The sequence below is a fragment of the ANME-2 cluster archaeon genome (assembly GCA_019429385.1).
Taxonomy (GTDB): domain Archaea; phylum Halobacteriota; class Methanosarcinia; order Methanosarcinales; family Methanocomedenaceae; genus Methanocomedens_B.
The window spans coordinates 26815-41216 of record JAHYIS010000010.1 but is presented as its reverse complement, the minus strand read 5'-3'; the positions used below and the strand labels follow the sequence as shown (position 1 = coordinate 41216).

At 44.6% G+C, this 14402-nt stretch carries 20 protein-coding genes, 1 tRNA gene and 1 pseudogene; 13 read left to right on the top strand and 9 right to left on the bottom strand.

The window, feature by feature from the left end; translation table 11 throughout:
- Positions 1–5: 5 nt before the first annotated feature.
- Together K0A89_05335 and K0A89_05330 are read right to left on the bottom strand one after the other, a co-directional pair.
- Positions 6–1211 carry an SPFH domain-containing protein gene (locus K0A89_05335; GenBank protein ID MBW6517906.1) on the bottom strand — a complete coding sequence of 402 codons (1206 nt, stop codon included), beginning with the start codon at positions 1209–1211 and terminating at the stop codon, positions 6–8.
- Positions 1212–1742 (bottom strand): hypothetical protein, encoded by a 531-nt coding sequence (locus tag K0A89_05330; protein MBW6517905.1) that lies wholly within the window; start codon positions 1740–1742, stop codon positions 1212–1214.
- A gap of 223 nt (positions 1743–1965) precedes the next feature.
- On the opposite strand from K0A89_05330, the gene proC reads away from it, so the two are divergent.
- On the top strand, positions 1966–2784 hold the full coding sequence (proC, locus tag K0A89_05325) for a pyrroline-5-carboxylate reductase (protein MBW6517904.1): 819 nt from the start codon (positions 1966–1968) through the stop codon (positions 2782–2784).
- A 13-nt stretch (positions 2785–2797) separates the two neighbouring features.
- Positions 2798–3388 (top strand): winged helix DNA-binding protein, encoded by a 591-nt coding sequence (locus K0A89_05320; protein MBW6517903.1) that lies wholly within the window; start codon positions 2798–2800, stop codon positions 3386–3388.
- Here K0A89_05320 and K0A89_05315 read toward each other — a convergent pair.
- Together K0A89_05315 and K0A89_05310 are read right to left on the bottom strand one after the other, a co-directional pair.
- Positions 3385–3879: a type II toxin-antitoxin system VapC family toxin gene (locus tag K0A89_05315; protein ID MBW6517902.1), complete on the bottom strand. Its 495-nt coding sequence runs from the start codon at positions 3877–3879 to the stop codon at positions 3385–3387. The two genes, K0A89_05320 and K0A89_05315, sit on opposite strands and share 4 nt — an antisense overlap.
- On the bottom strand, positions 3869–4108 hold the full coding sequence (locus tag K0A89_05310) for an AbrB/MazE/SpoVT family DNA-binding domain-containing protein (protein ID MBW6517901.1): 240 nt from the start codon (positions 4106–4108) through the stop codon (positions 3869–3871). Before K0A89_05310 ends, K0A89_05315 begins: the two co-directional genes overlap by 11 nt.
- Before the next feature lie 167 nt (positions 4109–4275).
- On the opposite strand from K0A89_05310, the gene K0A89_05305 reads away from it, so the two are divergent.
- The 5 genes and pseudogenes from K0A89_05305 (at position 4276) to K0A89_05285 (ending at position 8498) form a co-directional block, all read left to right on the top strand.
- A tRNA-Ala gene (locus K0A89_05305) sits at positions 4276–4380 on the top strand.
- An 85-nt stretch (positions 4381–4465) separates the two neighbouring features.
- Positions 4466–4603, top strand: a pseudogene (locus K0A89_05300) (rubredoxin).
- 57 nt (positions 4604–4660) lie between these two features.
- On the top strand, positions 4661–6253 hold the full coding sequence (locus K0A89_05295) for a thiamine pyrophosphate-binding protein (GenBank protein ID MBW6517900.1): 1593 nt from the start codon (positions 4661–4663) through the stop codon (positions 6251–6253).
- Between the two features lie 68 nt (positions 6254–6321).
- Positions 6322–7143: a diaminopimelate epimerase gene (gene dapF, locus K0A89_05290; protein ID MBW6517899.1), complete on the top strand. Its 822-nt coding sequence runs from the start codon at positions 6322–6324 to the stop codon at positions 7141–7143.
- Positions 7140–8498 carry a tRNA(Ile)(2)-agmatinylcytidine synthase gene (locus K0A89_05285; protein MBW6517898.1) on the top strand — a complete coding sequence of 453 codons (1359 nt, stop codon included), beginning with the start codon at positions 7140–7142 and terminating at the stop codon, positions 8496–8498. Before dapF ends, K0A89_05285 begins: the two co-directional genes overlap by 4 nt.
- Here K0A89_05285 and K0A89_05280 read toward each other — a convergent pair.
- Positions 8457–8726, bottom strand: coding sequence for a hypothetical protein (locus K0A89_05280; GenBank protein ID MBW6517897.1), 270 nt, complete (start codon positions 8724–8726; stop codon positions 8457–8459). The two genes, K0A89_05285 and K0A89_05280, sit on opposite strands and share 42 nt — an antisense overlap.
- A gap of 64 nt (positions 8727–8790) precedes the next feature.
- On the opposite strand from K0A89_05280, the gene K0A89_05275 reads away from it, so the two are divergent.
- From K0A89_05275 to K0A89_05265, 3 genes are all read left to right on the top strand, one after another.
- Entirely contained in the window at positions 8791–9282 is a 492-nt protein-coding gene (locus tag K0A89_05275) for a universal stress protein (GenBank protein ID MBW6517896.1), read from the top strand.
- Between the two features lie 53 nt (positions 9283–9335).
- Positions 9336–9956 (top strand): DUF5591 domain-containing protein, encoded by a 621-nt coding sequence (locus K0A89_05270; GenBank protein MBW6517895.1) that lies wholly within the window; start codon positions 9336–9338, stop codon positions 9954–9956.
- A gap of 74 nt (positions 9957–10030) precedes the next feature.
- Positions 10031–10450 (top strand): methylated-DNA--[protein]-cysteine S-methyltransferase, encoded by a 420-nt coding sequence (locus K0A89_05265; GenBank protein MBW6517894.1) that lies wholly within the window; start codon positions 10031–10033, stop codon positions 10448–10450.
- Here the strand turns inward: K0A89_05265 and K0A89_05260 are convergent.
- Complete coding sequence (locus K0A89_05260) at positions 10447–11199, bottom strand: MSCRAMM family adhesin SdrC (protein MBW6517893.1); 753 nt, start codon at positions 11197–11199, stop codon at positions 10447–10449. The two genes, K0A89_05265 and K0A89_05260, sit on opposite strands and share 4 nt — an antisense overlap.
- 106 nt (positions 11200–11305) lie before the next feature.
- On the opposite strand from K0A89_05260, the gene K0A89_05255 reads away from it, so the two are divergent.
- Both K0A89_05255 and K0A89_05250 read left to right on the top strand, forming a co-directional pair.
- Positions 11306–11665, top strand: a complete 360-nt coding sequence (locus K0A89_05255) for a BlaI/MecI/CopY family transcriptional regulator (protein ID MBW6517892.1) — start codon at positions 11306–11308, stop codon at positions 11663–11665.
- A 281-nt stretch (positions 11666–11946) separates the two neighbouring features.
- Positions 11947–12354, top strand: a complete 408-nt coding sequence (locus tag K0A89_05250) for a M48 family metalloprotease (protein ID MBW6517891.1) — start codon at positions 11947–11949, stop codon at positions 12352–12354.
- Positions 12355–12356: 2 nt separating this feature from the next.
- Here K0A89_05250 and K0A89_05245 read toward each other — a convergent pair whose 3' ends face one another.
- From K0A89_05245 to K0A89_05235, 3 genes are read right to left on the bottom strand one after another with little or no spacing between them, the layout of a single operon-like run.
- Positions 12357–12665 carry a hypothetical protein gene (locus tag K0A89_05245; GenBank protein MBW6517890.1) on the bottom strand — a complete coding sequence of 103 codons (309 nt, stop codon included), beginning with the start codon at positions 12663–12665 and terminating at the stop codon, positions 12357–12359.
- Positions 12655–13041, bottom strand: coding sequence for a hypothetical protein (locus K0A89_05240; protein ID MBW6517889.1), 387 nt, complete (start codon positions 13039–13041; stop codon positions 12655–12657). Before K0A89_05240 ends, K0A89_05245 begins: the two co-directional genes overlap by 11 nt.
- Entirely contained in the window at positions 13038–13610 is a 573-nt protein-coding gene (locus tag K0A89_05235) for a hypothetical protein (GenBank protein ID MBW6517888.1), read from the bottom strand. Before K0A89_05235 ends, K0A89_05240 begins: the two co-directional genes overlap by 4 nt.
- Before the next feature lie 171 nt (positions 13611–13781).
- Here K0A89_05235 and K0A89_05230 point away from each other — a divergent pair, with 171 nt between their 5' ends.
- Entirely contained in the window at positions 13782–14261 is a 480-nt protein-coding gene (locus K0A89_05230) for a hypothetical protein (protein ID MBW6517887.1), read from the top strand.
- Positions 14262–14402: the final 141 nt, after the last annotated feature.

Genomic DNA, 14402 nt, shown 5'->3' with positions numbered 1-14402 from the left:
CGTTCCTACTCTATTTTTGTACCGCAGTCCGGACAAAATTTAGCACCTGATTGCAATTCAGCATTGCACTGTGGACAGCTTGTTACCATTTTTGTGCCACAGTTCAGGCAGAACCTGGAGCCTTTCGGCACTTCAGCATTGCATTTTGGACACGACATGCCGCCGCCTATCTTTGCACCGCAGTTGATGCAGAACTTAGACCCGGTGGGAACATCAGTACCACAGGAAGGACATTTGATTCCACCCGGTGGCGCAGCCTGCTGGGGGTGAGCCGGTTGCTGGGCCTGTTGTGCCTGCTGGGCGCCAGGTGCCATCTGGTTTGCCATCATCATTCCCATACCCATACCTGCTCCCATCCCAACACCGATTCCGGCACCTGCTCCGGCAGCACCTCCTTCCTGCTTTGCAGCATCACGCATGGCTTTGCCGGCCTGGAATGCCATGTAGGCATCCTTTTGTTTCTGGTCTGTCAGGCCCAGGGCACCGATACCGGCACGCTCGTCTATGGATTTCTGGACATCTTCAGGGAAATTAATGTTAAGACCTGCAATACGCATGATCTTGATGCCGTATTCTCCAACATCCGGCTCCAATTTTGAAAGGAGAATTTGCTCTATCTCTTCAAGATATGCGGGTAGGTCCAGTGCTGATAGCTGTTTCTGGGTCTTGAGCTCACCCAAAGCGTCATTGAGCTGCATTATGACCTCATCTTTCAGCCAGCTTATCACATTGTCACTTTCACTGAAACCCTTCGTACCGATGAACTGGGTAATGAACTGCACCGGGTCAACTACTTTATAGGCGAACTGACCGAAGATGCGCAGCCTTATCATGCCGAAATCCTGGTCCCTGAAGGTGAATGCTTCAGCACTGCCAAATTTACCCCTGAGTTCCCTGCGCTGGACATAATAGACTTCAGCCACTGGCTGCGTACCTGTGACCTTTCTCTGGAGTTCGGTAAGTACAGGTATGTTAAGTGAAGATAGCCCGTACCTTCCTGCCTTATCAAGAACGGTGAGCACTTTTCCGTCCCTGAAAAATACGGCATATTCATCTTCCCTCACCACTACATTGTCGTTCCAGATAATGTTCCTGGGTATCCGGAACATCACTTTATCGCCCTTGGCAGCGTCATCCCACATGAATGTGGTTGCTCCCAGCATACTTTTCCCTGAACCGTTTGTGGTCGGTGTCTTTTTGTCAAATAGCATTTATGTTACCTCCAGTCCGGCTATCTTTGTCATCCTTTTATTCAAGGTCGAATTGAATTCATTGAGCGTATTCTTGAGAATCCGCATTTTCCGAAATGCAGTTCCATCATCGACGAGGATGGAATTGAGAAGTTCCCCTGCCATAGTATGTATTGGATCAATGGTCTGCAGCAGTGCCAGGTCCCATTCGTACAAGGTGTTCAATTCCTCTTCTTCAATGCGAAAGTCTGCTGAGATGCCAGTATATCCCTGTTCTGCATGTCGTATCCTGTTCTCGATGAGCCGGGAAAATTTTACTATATTACCCATATTTGATATAAGCGTAAGGTCCATTGCCCTGCCAAGCTCTTCCCTGCATTGCTCAAAAATGCTGTTGATCTCTTTCATTTTATTTGCAAGCTGTTGCCGCAGCAGACTATCTGCAGCCCTGATATCCTCTCGCTCTCGATATCCATGGAAACCCGGAATTAGCAGTTCGATCTGCTTTACTATTCCCCTATCTTCCTCTACCTTTGACCTGAGATCATTCATGATTCCACCTGCTTGAAAATTAGATTACGTCGTAATAACGTTTTCTAATGTTTGACGATAGTATTGATGAACGGACGTGTTCAATCCATTCCGGAAGAGTACAGGATTTTTCAACAGTAATATTATTAATAACATGGATAATCTACTGACATTAATATCACAGATATTATTATTTATAATAGATACCGTACATGGTGCCTGAACGAAGAGCGAATTGACGGAGATGATTCAGATTAAGGATATGACAATAGGTTTTATCGGAACAGGAAAGATGGGCGAGGCATTGATCCGGGGGATAATCAGTGCAGGTCTGGTTGAACCGGGCAGGATATGTGCCAGTGATATCGATGAGCGGAAACTGGCCATGCTGGGAGAGGACCTGGGTATAGTTGTTTCCTGTGATAACGCACAGACCATCGAGAAGGCAGATGTGGTCATCCTTGCAGTAAAACCCCAGATAATCAGGTACGTGCTGCAGGGTATCAAGGAATCGGCCATAAAGAAGCACCTGTTCATATCCATTGCTGCGGGAGTGAATATTGAAAGTCTTGCTAATGAGCTGCCAGGGGGCACCCGCGTGGTCAGGGTCATGCCTAATATCTGTGCCACCGTTGGTGAAGCTGCTTCGGCAATCTGTCCGGGAGATGCAGCTACCAAAACCGATGTGGAAACCACCAGGAAGATACTGGAAGCAGTAGGCAGGACCGTGGTTGTGGACGAGCACCTGATGGATGCAGTGACAGGCTTGTCAGGCAGTGGACCTGCATTTGTGTTCATGATAATCGAGGCGCTGGCTGATGGTGGCGTGCACCAGGGACTGGACAGGGTGACAGCACAGACCCTGGCGGCCCAGACCGTACTGGGTGCAGCCAGGATGGTACTGGAGTCAGGCAAACATCCCGGTGAACTGAAGGACATGGTAACTTCACCGGCAGGGACCACGATACGGGGTATCGAGGCGCTGGAGAAAAGGAAGGTCAGGGCTGCTGTGATGAGTGCGGTGATAGCGGCTTCCGAGCGTTCACGGGAACTGGGTAAGTAGGTGGAGGAATACTATGGGTAACGATGCAGTAAGCTTGATACTGCAACAAAAACCCGCCTTGGTGTTGCTTACCATAAGCAGGGAGGGTGAGACGTATGCTTCTGTAATATCCAGGGAGATAGAGTCGACGTTTGCGCATACTACAAAAATACTTACCAAGCTGGAAGAACTGGGTCTGGTAACATTCGAACAGGACGGCAGCGACAACAGGGTAAAGCGGGTTGTTCTGACATCCCAGGGTACTGCTGCTGCTGTCCTGGTGCAGGAGTTGTCTGATGTACTGGAAGGAAAGAAGCCTGTAAAGAAAAAGGGCGGGGTGGTAGCGAAGAAAAAGAAAGCTGTACCTAAAAAACCAGCTGGGGAGTTCGGCCAGAAGCTTGCCAGGATAAAGGCCCAGATAGAATTGATATCACAGGAAGAACTCGAGGGGAAAAAGTCTCTTTCACAGGAGGATTATGTGCGCATCGGGCGGCGGCTGGGTCCTTACCGACGCGAACTGCGGAAGATCATGGAGACTGGCGGGAAGGGGGATGTTAAGAAGGCCGGTGCGCTGGATGGGGAGATCGAGAAGGTTTTTGGGGAGCGAGAGAGGTTGAGGGGTTAGACTCCCCATCTCATTTTTTTGTCAACACGGTCAAAGTCTGAATCAAAACTTGCTATATTTTTTATATTATTCTGGTCCATGACTGCCAGATATAATGCATCTCGTGTCAACAGACCGTATTCCATATTTTCAACCATGGAAAAAAACAATTCAACTGGTGTTTCAAGAATCGAAAGATTTCCCATGCTGAATATGATTGTAACAGCCTTATGAAGTTTATTCGTATATTTTCTTACTACTTCGGGATTGTCTCGGATTATTTTAGTTGGATGCTTGTCAAAATCATCTGCTATTGACCGTATTAGTAAAATAGATACAACTTCTTCTATCACAAAAGCGGTTGTGAATCCTTTGAATTTCTTATTTTGAAGGTTGGAAAAGAATTGTTGGCAAGTTTTACTGTACTCTGGATGTAATCGAAAGAAATAAATGAATACGTTAGCATCGATGAAAATGTTATCATTTTGAAATTCAGATAGATTATTTGTCATTGATAGTGGACTTTATCCGGGATTTTTCTGCAAATGTCTTTAATTCCTGGCTATCCAGCGTTTCTTTTCCAAATAAACCAAAACCTTCTTTTATGGGTTCAAGGACAAGGGTATGTATAATAATTTCATCATCCCGTGTTTCAATTAACACTTCGCTTCCCTCTTCAAGGTTCGATTTTCTCCTCAACCGGCTTGGGATGGTAATTTGTCCTTTTTTTCTAATTTTCACTCTTTGCATCATACAAATCAACTTATTTCCTACTAGATTGATTATTTCCGACTTATTTAAGCATATGGTTTATTGACATTGAGTTTTGGAACAGTGGCTCCCTTACCAAACACCCGATGAAACAAAAGGTTTATTTCTCATAGGCTATATTCAGAACACTCCAATGTGGGCCGGTAGATCAGGGGTAGATCGCTACCTTGGCATTTGGATTGGCTGAACAGGCTGTCCAACCTGAATGGTAGAGGCCTCGGGTTCAAATCCCGACCGGTCCATTGGATAATTTTTCTTTAATTGAATATTCCTTTTTCTCATCAACAAATCCTTATTGCGTTTTACGTTCATCACTGAACAGGAAGTATAAAGGGGGAAGCAGTTCTGAAATATCGCTGCACAGTATGTAATTATGTATATGACGAAGAGAAAGAGGGGACCCGATTTGATGCTCTGCCCGGCGACTGGGTATGTCCATTATGCGGAGCCCCCCGGTCAGCTTTTGTACCCGAGGATGGGGGAGTTACCAGAGAGATTACAACAACTGTTGCTGATAAGTTAGTGGAGCAGCTCTCAGCAGCAGGTGTAATCCATATCTACGGTATTCCGGGGGAATCCAACCTTCCCCTCATGGAAGCTATACGAAAAAGCAAAGATGTTGATTTCATCCTTACCCGTCATGAAGAAACCGCTGCTTTCATGGCATGCGCACATGCCAAGATAACCGGACATATCGGTGTCTGCCTCAGTATCGCAGGGCCTGGTACCACGAACCTCATCACCGGACTGGTAGACGCCACCGCAGACGGAGCACCCGTACTTGCACTCACCGGGCAGGTTCCCCTGCCGTATCTCGGCAGCGAGTATCTCCAGGAGATAGACGAAATAGAACTATTCGCCCCTTTTAGCGTGTTCAACGAGACCATCGCATCTCCGGGCCAGACCATCAGGCTGACCACCCTTGCTATCAAGCATGCCTATGCCAGACGCGGAACGGCCCACCTCAGCCTTCCTACAGATGTGCTCGGGATGGCGCTTGATGACACCATCTGGCAACCTGGCAAGCACGTGTTCAGCCCGAAGACCCTGCCCCTGGAGCAGGATATCCAGAAGGCTGTGGAAGCCATCAATACCAGCGTACACCCCATAGTTTTTGCGGGATGGGGGACCAGGGAAGGAGGGAATGAAGTGATAGCCCTGGCAGAAAAGATACAGGCTCCCATTCTCACGACATCCCGGGCCAAAGGTGAGATCCCTGAAGACCATCCCCTTGCTATGGGAGTACTGGGTTCTATTGGCACGCCGTATGCGGCGCAGGCTGCCAGGGAAGGCGACCTGTTCATTGTCCTGGGTTCAGGTTTCAGGCAGCGCAACCTGGTGCCGGATGTACCTATTATCCAGGTGGACATCAATGCCGCAAGGGTGGGCCGGAGTTTTCCGGTTGATGCAGGATTGGTCGGGGATGCAATATATACGGTCCATGAACTGACAAAAAGGGTGACACCGAAAGTACGGGACCCCGAATATTTCAAAACGATAGACCGTATCAAACGTGACTACCAGGAAACGATACTGGATGAGTCCAAGGACATGAGTACCCCCATCAATCCTGGTTTTGTTGTGCAATCCGTGAAGCTACATGCAGACAGGGATGCATATATCTGCGTGGATGTCGGTGACCACACCTATTGGTTCTACAGGAAATACCAGTGTACCGGTGAGAAGACCCTGATGTCATCCAACATGGCAAGTATGGGATTCGCATTTCCCGCTTCCCTTGCGGCCCAACTGGAATATCCCGGGCGCCAGGTGATATGCATTACCGGGGATGGCGGTTTTGCCATGGTAATGGCAGACTTTACGACGGCGGTCCAGAACGACCTGCCGGTAAAAGTGATTGTGTTCAATGACGGCAAACTCAAGAATATCAAGAAAGAACAGGATATGCACGGGTATCCGGAATATGGTACCCGGTTCATGAACCCTGACTTTGCTGCATTTGCCGTATCCTGTGGCGGTGAAGGGTACCGGGTAGAGAACCCTGAAGAACTGGATGAGGCACTTGAAAAAGCTTTCAATTCAGATAAACCGGCAGTGGTTGATGTACTGGTTGACCCTGACCGCATGTCACCTATAGTGTTGAGACCACCATAAAGTAATTCGATCATCCAAATCTCAGGCAGTAGAAAGCTTTATGTCAAAACCAGCCGATTTCTGCCCATATGATACAATTCACCAAACTCCATGGGAACGGCAATGACTTCATTCTGATAGATGAATATAGCCAAACAGTAGTGGCAGATGGTTCAAAAGCCGACTTTGCCGAAAAATATTGCGACCGGAGGTTCGGCATAGGGGGAGACGGTGTACTGTACATTTCAAGATCAGGTCCTGCCGACATAAAGATGAGATTGTTCCAGCCAGACCGCTCTGAAGCAGAGATGTGCGGTAATGGCATAAGGTGTCTTGTCAGGTACGCCCTGGAGAAAGGGTATCTAACACAGGGCACTGCAACTGTAGAGACCATGGCTGGTATATTGCCCGTGGACGTGACAGGTCAGGGTGATGGGGTGTTGGTAAAGGTAAATATGGGAAAACCCCTGTTTGACAGGAAGGACATACCGGCCAGGGGTGATGGAGAGTTCATGAACGAGATAATTGAAGGTATGCAGGTATCGGTCATCAATACGGGCGTTCCCCATGCAGTGATATTTGAGGACGACCTGGAAGGTGTTGATATCGATACAATAGCACCTCCAATACGATACAATACCATCTTCCCAAAAGGCACAAACGTGAATTTTGTCCATGTTGCCGATGAAGGTCATGTCAATATCCGCACCTACGAGAGGGGTGTGGAAGGAGAGACCCTGAGCTGTGGTACAGGTTCAGTAGCATCAGTAGTTATAGCACACCACCTGGGGTTGACCGGCAGTGAGGTAACAGTAAACACCCTGGGAGGCATACTCAATATCACACTCGAAGGAGGTTATGCCTTCATGCAGGGCACGGCCAGGACCGTGTTTACCGGAAACCTTGTATGATCATCGGAATTGATGATACCGATTCCATGGATGGGATGTGTACCACCTATCTTACAGCAGTGCTTATCGACCAGCTTAAGGAATTGGGCACATTCAGGGGAATGCCCCACCTCATTCGGCTCAATCCTAATATACAATACAGGACCAGGGGAAATGCAGCATTGTCCCTGGAGATTGAACCCAATCCAGGCTCAGAGCGGCAAATCATGGACTCGACTCTATCTCTGGTGGAAGATATGGCTGATCTGGAGTGCGAGAACACCAATCCCGGCGTAGTGTTTTTACATGATGGAAATAAGCAGGACATGGTGTTCAGGAAAGCACTGGAATCATTCATGCGGCGTGCCATGCAGGATGTGCTTACCATTGAGGATGCCCGCACCCTCATTGACAGGTTTGGCCTGGTCCACATGGGGTTCAAGAACGGACGCGGGCTTATCGGTGCTCTTGCTGCGTGCGGAGCTATTGCATGCGGGCTGCCGGACCATACATACGAGATGATAGTTTATCGTCTGCCTGAAAATTTTGGCACACTGCGGAGTATCGACCGTGATTCGGTATTCAGGGCGGATGAAATAACATATCCGGGCACCTGGGACACGGTGGATAGAGCTAATGATAGTGTAATTTTTGCACCCCATTCTCCTGACCCTGTGTTATTCGGGATACGTGGTGATGACATCCATGCTATTCAGCATGCATTTAACCTCATAGAATCTGAGATCCCTGGCAGGACATTACTGTTCAAGACCAACCAGGGGACTGACCTGCACCTTATTGATGATCGTATTGGAAATATAAGTGAAGGCCGGTCATATTGCGTAAAAGGTACATTGGAGGATAACCCAGTGACCATCGAGGGCGGTCATACCTTCTTCACCATTGTGGTAGATGAATTTGAATCTGATGTTAATGGTAAGTCTGGCGACTTGGCTGGTGAGTTTGAAGAAGAAACTGATAACGTGGGCATCTGCACCATTAAATGTGCAGCTTTTGAACCAACAAAAGGTTTCAGGCAGATCATCAGGCAGTTGATACCCGGGGACAGGGTGCGTGTGTATGGAAGTGTCCAGAATGATACCCTGAACCTTGAAAAAATAGATATCATTGAACTCGCTCTCCAGGAAATAGCAGAAAATCCGCTATGCTCCTCGTGCGGCAAGCATATGAAATCAGCCGGACATGGCCAGGGATACAGATGCAGGCGTTGCGGCACCAAAAATACAATAATTAATCGAAATGCAGTAAACAGAACCATCAAACCCGGCATCTATGAGGTGCCCCCCTGTGCCAGACGTCATATATCGATGCCGTTAGTTCGGTCTGCAGACCCCAGGACATTCCCGTCCAGGTAAGATAACATACCCGTCCAGGTACGATAACATTCCCGTCCAGGTAAGATAACATACCCGTCCAGGTACGATAACATTCCCGTCCAGGTAAGATAACATACCCGTCCAGGTACGATAACATTCCCGTCCAGGTAAGGTAACATTCCCGTCCAGGTACGATAACATACCCGTCCAGGTAAGATATAAACCGGAACTTCTATGCTGGTCAAGCAGTAAACTTTTTGTTTGCACAAGTTGTATACTACCAATTAATCTATTTATTCTAAAAAATGTCATATAAACAGGAGTTTTATTATTGACAGAAAATGATTTACAGAAATTCAAAAAAATTATCATTCCTCTTGATGGTTCCAAAAAATCAGAACGGGCATTGAAATATGGAATTAGTTTGGCCACTTCCTGTAAAGCAGAGATCGTTATTGTCTCAATGGCACCGAAAGGTAAAAAATCGGAAGGTCCCATCAGGGCGAGGCTTGATGAGATAAGTCCAGAACTGGTCAAGCAATTAAAAGATATGCCTGCATCTATATTGATGGAAACATACCATGAAATAATGCTCAGTACCATCAGGAAACGTGACATATCTGCCAGGAGTATCATGAAAGAGGGGGATACTTCAAAGAAATCGGTTTTATTGATGCTATTGGAATTGGTCAAAGAGGAAAAGGCTGACCTGATAATTATAGCATCCCGCAGGCAATCAGGATTCCAGAAACTCACAGAAGGAAGCCTGACTGAAGATCTGGTCAAGATCTCGCCTATCCCTGTACTTGTGGTGTCCAAGTGATAATTCCTGAACATGAACGTTCCGATGAACCTCTAATTGGTGAGCGGGTAATAATGCACCCTGATATGATACGGGCGGCTGAATGGGTATTGACCGAATATGAACCGCCCTGCAGGGATATCTGTATATTTGTACCCTGTTCAATGACAAAACCATATCATGAGAGTCCATCTCACAAGATTTTTGACAAAATAATTTTTCGCCACCTTGATTATGAACAGGTGCATGTGGTTGTTTTCGGGACCTGCGGAATAGCACCAAGGGAACTGGATACAGAATATCCTTTCATGGATTACAAGTTCATGCTGGGCCGTTGCGATGTACCCCTCGTAAAACGCGAGTTCCACAAAATTGAAAGCCAGCGTCTTGCTCGCTATCTCAGAAAGACTGCCGGACATTATAAGCACAGGATAGCATATTGTATTGGTGATTTCAGGATTGCTATGGAGAAAGCAGTGGAAATGAGCGGTGTTAACGTGGACATCGTTCCAACAGAACAGAGTATCAGGCAGGTGTTTGACCCTGATTTGAAATTCGGATACGGTAGTTTGCACATGGAACAATATCTTAAGGATTTTGATGAGGCCATCTGCCGTGCGGCGGGTGGAGAACCTTCACGCAGTATTGTACCGGGTGAATCGATCGTACAGGATAACGAGTGGTATTTATTATAGCATATTGTAGTGAAGGATTACAGATGTAAGGTTCCGGCATGTCTGAAGATTTTTTTTTTGCAAAACCGATTGGCATGTGGGTAGTAGTGGAGGAAATTACAGGTGTTGTTAAAACGGTGCACTTTATAGAGAACTACAAAGGCAAAACCCGCATAACCCATCCCGTTTCATTAGACCTGCTGCGGTATTTCAATGGAGAAATTGTAGATTTTTCAACATATGATGTAGACCTGTCAGGTTTCACTTCTTTCCAGCAGCACGTTCTGACTGCTGCAAGGCATATAGGGTGGGGGAACAGTATCACCTATTCCCGACTTGCCAATATGATAGAAAGACCCCTGGCAACGAGGGCAGTGGGTACTGCACTTGGCAAGAACAGGGTACCTGTGATCATACCCTGCCACAGGGTAATTTCAAAAAAGGGAACCGGCGGTTTTTCTTACGGGGTCGAAATGAAAACTCAATTGTTGGACCTTGAATCAATAAAGGTCTAGGCCGGCTTTTCCACTTCTGGCGGGATTACAACCACCCATCTTTTAAAGCGCTGGACTTGCTTCTGGTATTCTGTAAAGACCTTGACTTTTGTAATTCTGGTTTCACCTGGTCCCACATAGACCTTTTCCGAACTGCTTATTTCAGTGCCAGGTCTGCATTCCTGTTTAGTCCAGTCAAAACCGAGACATGTATAGACAGTTACTGAAAAATTACCGCCAAGGCTTTCGTTATTTGTGATCTCAATCGAATACTCAGTTCCTGTTATATTATTTTCAAAAATGGATACTCGTTCCAGTTCATCTTCATTAAATATAAAATCTGTAATCGTTTTCAAATCATATGTATAGTACATGGGGTCATTGGGATATTTATCAGCATTGTCTCCATATCCATCACTATCTGTATCGGCCCATTCATTTGGATCATCAGGAAAAGCATCAATAGCATCATGATAACCGTCTCCGTCAGTATCTGCGCCGATACTGGCATCCAGTGGGTCCATATCTACACTATCAATATAGGAATCCCCGTCAGAGTCAGCAAGAAATGGATTTGTTCCCATCTTGATTTCAGCGTTGTTACCTATTCCGTCAAGGTCTGAATCTTCCCAATCACCCGGGTCTTCAGGGAATACATCTACCGGGTCACGGACCCCGTCACCGTCGGTATCAGGAGCTTTTAAACATCCGGCAAACATTAGAAAGACCATAACGATTAACAGAATAATTGCATTTTTTTTAACTGACATGACAACACCTTAAATTGAAAACAGGGTCCTGGAATACAATTTGGATTAGTGATTTATAAATCTTTTCATGCATAAAATATATATGCATTTACACCAATTGTAAAACATGGTTAAAATCGACCGTATCAATCTTTCAAATGAAGGATACACTAAATTCTTCAGCCCGATAGAATCGGATATAATGGAAACATTATGGGATAGGGGTGACATGACCACTTCCCAGATCACTGAATGTACCAATATCCCTTTATCAAGCGTTGCAGGCACTCTTGACAGGCTGGCTAAAGCGGGTTACGTGGAGCGTAATGTTCAAAATGTCGATGGAAGGGTTCGATATATTTATAGGCCCACTTCTTCCCGTGGTGATGTGGCTTCTGATATCACCAATCGGATACTTGACAGTCTGGTGGATTGTTTTGGTGAACTTGCCGTGGAAAATTTTTCAAAATATACATCTAAGAAATGAGTTACATACAACATATATCAGGTGAATTTGACTGTTATATTACCTGTATTCAGTCATCCCCATTTACCGGGGTAATACTGTCCTTGATAGCTATGGCAATTTTCTTGTTCATAGCATATTTGTTCATATCAAAACCGGAAAATCGCATTAGAATTTTTACCGCAGGTCAGGTACTCATTATTTCATCGGTCTGGTTGTCATTCTCGACAATGACCTGTAATTCCATGTTTTCAATAAATATTTATCTCCTTTATACCCTGTTAACATTGAGTGTGATGTTCATGCTTCCCAGGATTTTTGACCGGTTCCTCATCCGACGGTTGAATGCATTACCAATAAATCAATTGTTGGATTGGGCTCAGCATTTCGTCGATGAATTGGTAACAGATGCCAGGGTATTTTATTTTGATTCAGCAGTCCCCAGGGCATTTGCAGCAGGAAAGTCAATATTCATATCTGTGGGAATGCTTGAACTATTAAGCGGTGATGAGTTAAAAGCCGTTCTTGCACACGAATCATGGCATATTATGCATAACCATAAGACCCACTGGTTAAAACAACTGTCACTTATGACCTTTACCAGGACCAGTGCAATGCAACCGGAAATAGAACAAATGGCTGATAACTTTGCATCGAATATTGTGGGACCACAAGCCCTTATATCAGCCCGGTCTAAAATTTTTCTGTAAGGTCATTCGATGTTAAATCCGTATTTGCGGGCCATATCGTACAATTCGTATGATGCTGCTATGTATACAAGGCTATAGATCATGTATTCCAGAGTGGTCATCCAATTGGAATGGTAATTAAAAAATGACTTATACGACCGCAATATACCGGCAATGGAGAAGATTATCACCAGGCCCAATACCTGTAAACCCAATCGTTTTAAGGAGCTATTGCCCAGTTTACTTAATATGTATACATTAATTAGTATTGTCGCAGTTCCCAGAACACCTACGAAGATTATGAGGTAATTGACTACATCTTCAACTATCACTTTTCACACCTTCAGCAGACATTTGTTCCATTGCTTCCTGTATCTCATGTTTTCTTTGACTGAAACCTGTGAACTTTGCCATCCTGTAAAGGGATAAGATTGCATAGAGGAGGCTGATATAATATACAGCATAAAAGAAATATTCAAAATAGACCAGGCTCACTCCCATTATGGATTCGTAGTTAAATAGTTCCTGGACAATATGAATTCCACCGCCAATTGAGAAAAATATCAAGGCATACCAAATTACTGTTCCGTACATTTTTATACGTCCATCAGTAAGTTTCCGGAGAGACAAAAAACCCATAACTAATGTCATAGTCCCAAAGGCAATAGTAGCAAAAATCGGTATTAACAAAAGTATCCTGTCTATCATGTTGATTGAAGCTCACTGAGATTAATCTTTTTATCACAAAAGAGTGTCAACTGTGCCAGGAATTCAGCATCACTTTCCAATTCAAGGGATAGCAATATCGCATCAAGTTTCCATGCTCTGAGTTTACCGGTGAGGAAATGAACGAATTTGGCTGCACTTCCGGTATTATTGTAGAGCAGCAGCGTTGAAAGGGAATCAAGGAAAAGGAATTTATTTTTATAAGGAATGGCCTCTACTGCTTCATCTATTATAACTGCCAGGTCTGATAAATTCCGAAGGTCGCTTAGATACAGGCATCGGTCAGAATCATCTGTCTTTCCCCCACTGGGCAGGGTTATGGCATCAATGAAAATGATCATCCTGGGGTCGATATTTTCATCTTCCAATATCTGTTTCATAGTTGCATAGGGTTTATTGAAGGTGAGATATACTCCAGGCTCGTTTTTTGTATATACTAAGTATTTGATAAAATCAATATTTGCTTCGTTATAATTTTTAGCACTTGTCAATGCTAGAACTATACCCCCCTCTTTCAGTCCTTTTAATTCCCACTCGATTCTATCTCTCATGTAACGATCAAACCTTACTAAAATTTTTGCATGCTTTTGTATATTTAATTATACATTGTAATCTTACTATATATTTAATTATCGGCACATTTTTTCGAAGAGTTTATTTTATCGTGCAACGTACTTGGTTTTTAGTTGTTAATTATTTGAGTTAGGTGAGATCGTTTGGAAATGAGAAAGCGAAAGTATCATCGTTTTCCGGTAGATGAGGTAGAATTTACACAGAATTACCGTTTTTTGGGTAATCTGCCATATATTGTGAAAATACTGGCCGGGATGAACAATAAGTCAGGTTCAATTGCCTTGAAGGGTAAGTCGGACCATACTTTGCAGGTAAAACGGGACATTATTGTGGAGATTGCTGAGTCAAATGTGGATTTTAAACCTCTGTGTCCTGCAAATCTGGATTCTGTACTTGAGGATATTGAAGATAATGGTACGTTGGATTTCAAGATAAAAATCCTCTATTCACGTCTTGATACGGATTACAGAAGAGTTGCATTTAATGAGGATACGTTCCTTGTCAGGTGTGAACTCATGCAGGGAATCATGACTTTGAAAATACATTTGTTAAATGGACCCGAACATACCAATTGTGGTGAAATTGCCAGTACCTTAGTAGATGAAATTATTCGTGGTCAGCCAAAATAATAACGTATATTTATTACAATTTGTCCTGATGCTGCTGAAAAGCTCTTACAAAACCGAATTGTTTATCTACTATATGTTAAATGATAGAGTTGAAATTCAGACACTAAAAAAGGTAATATAGACAATCAAAAATGCTTATTG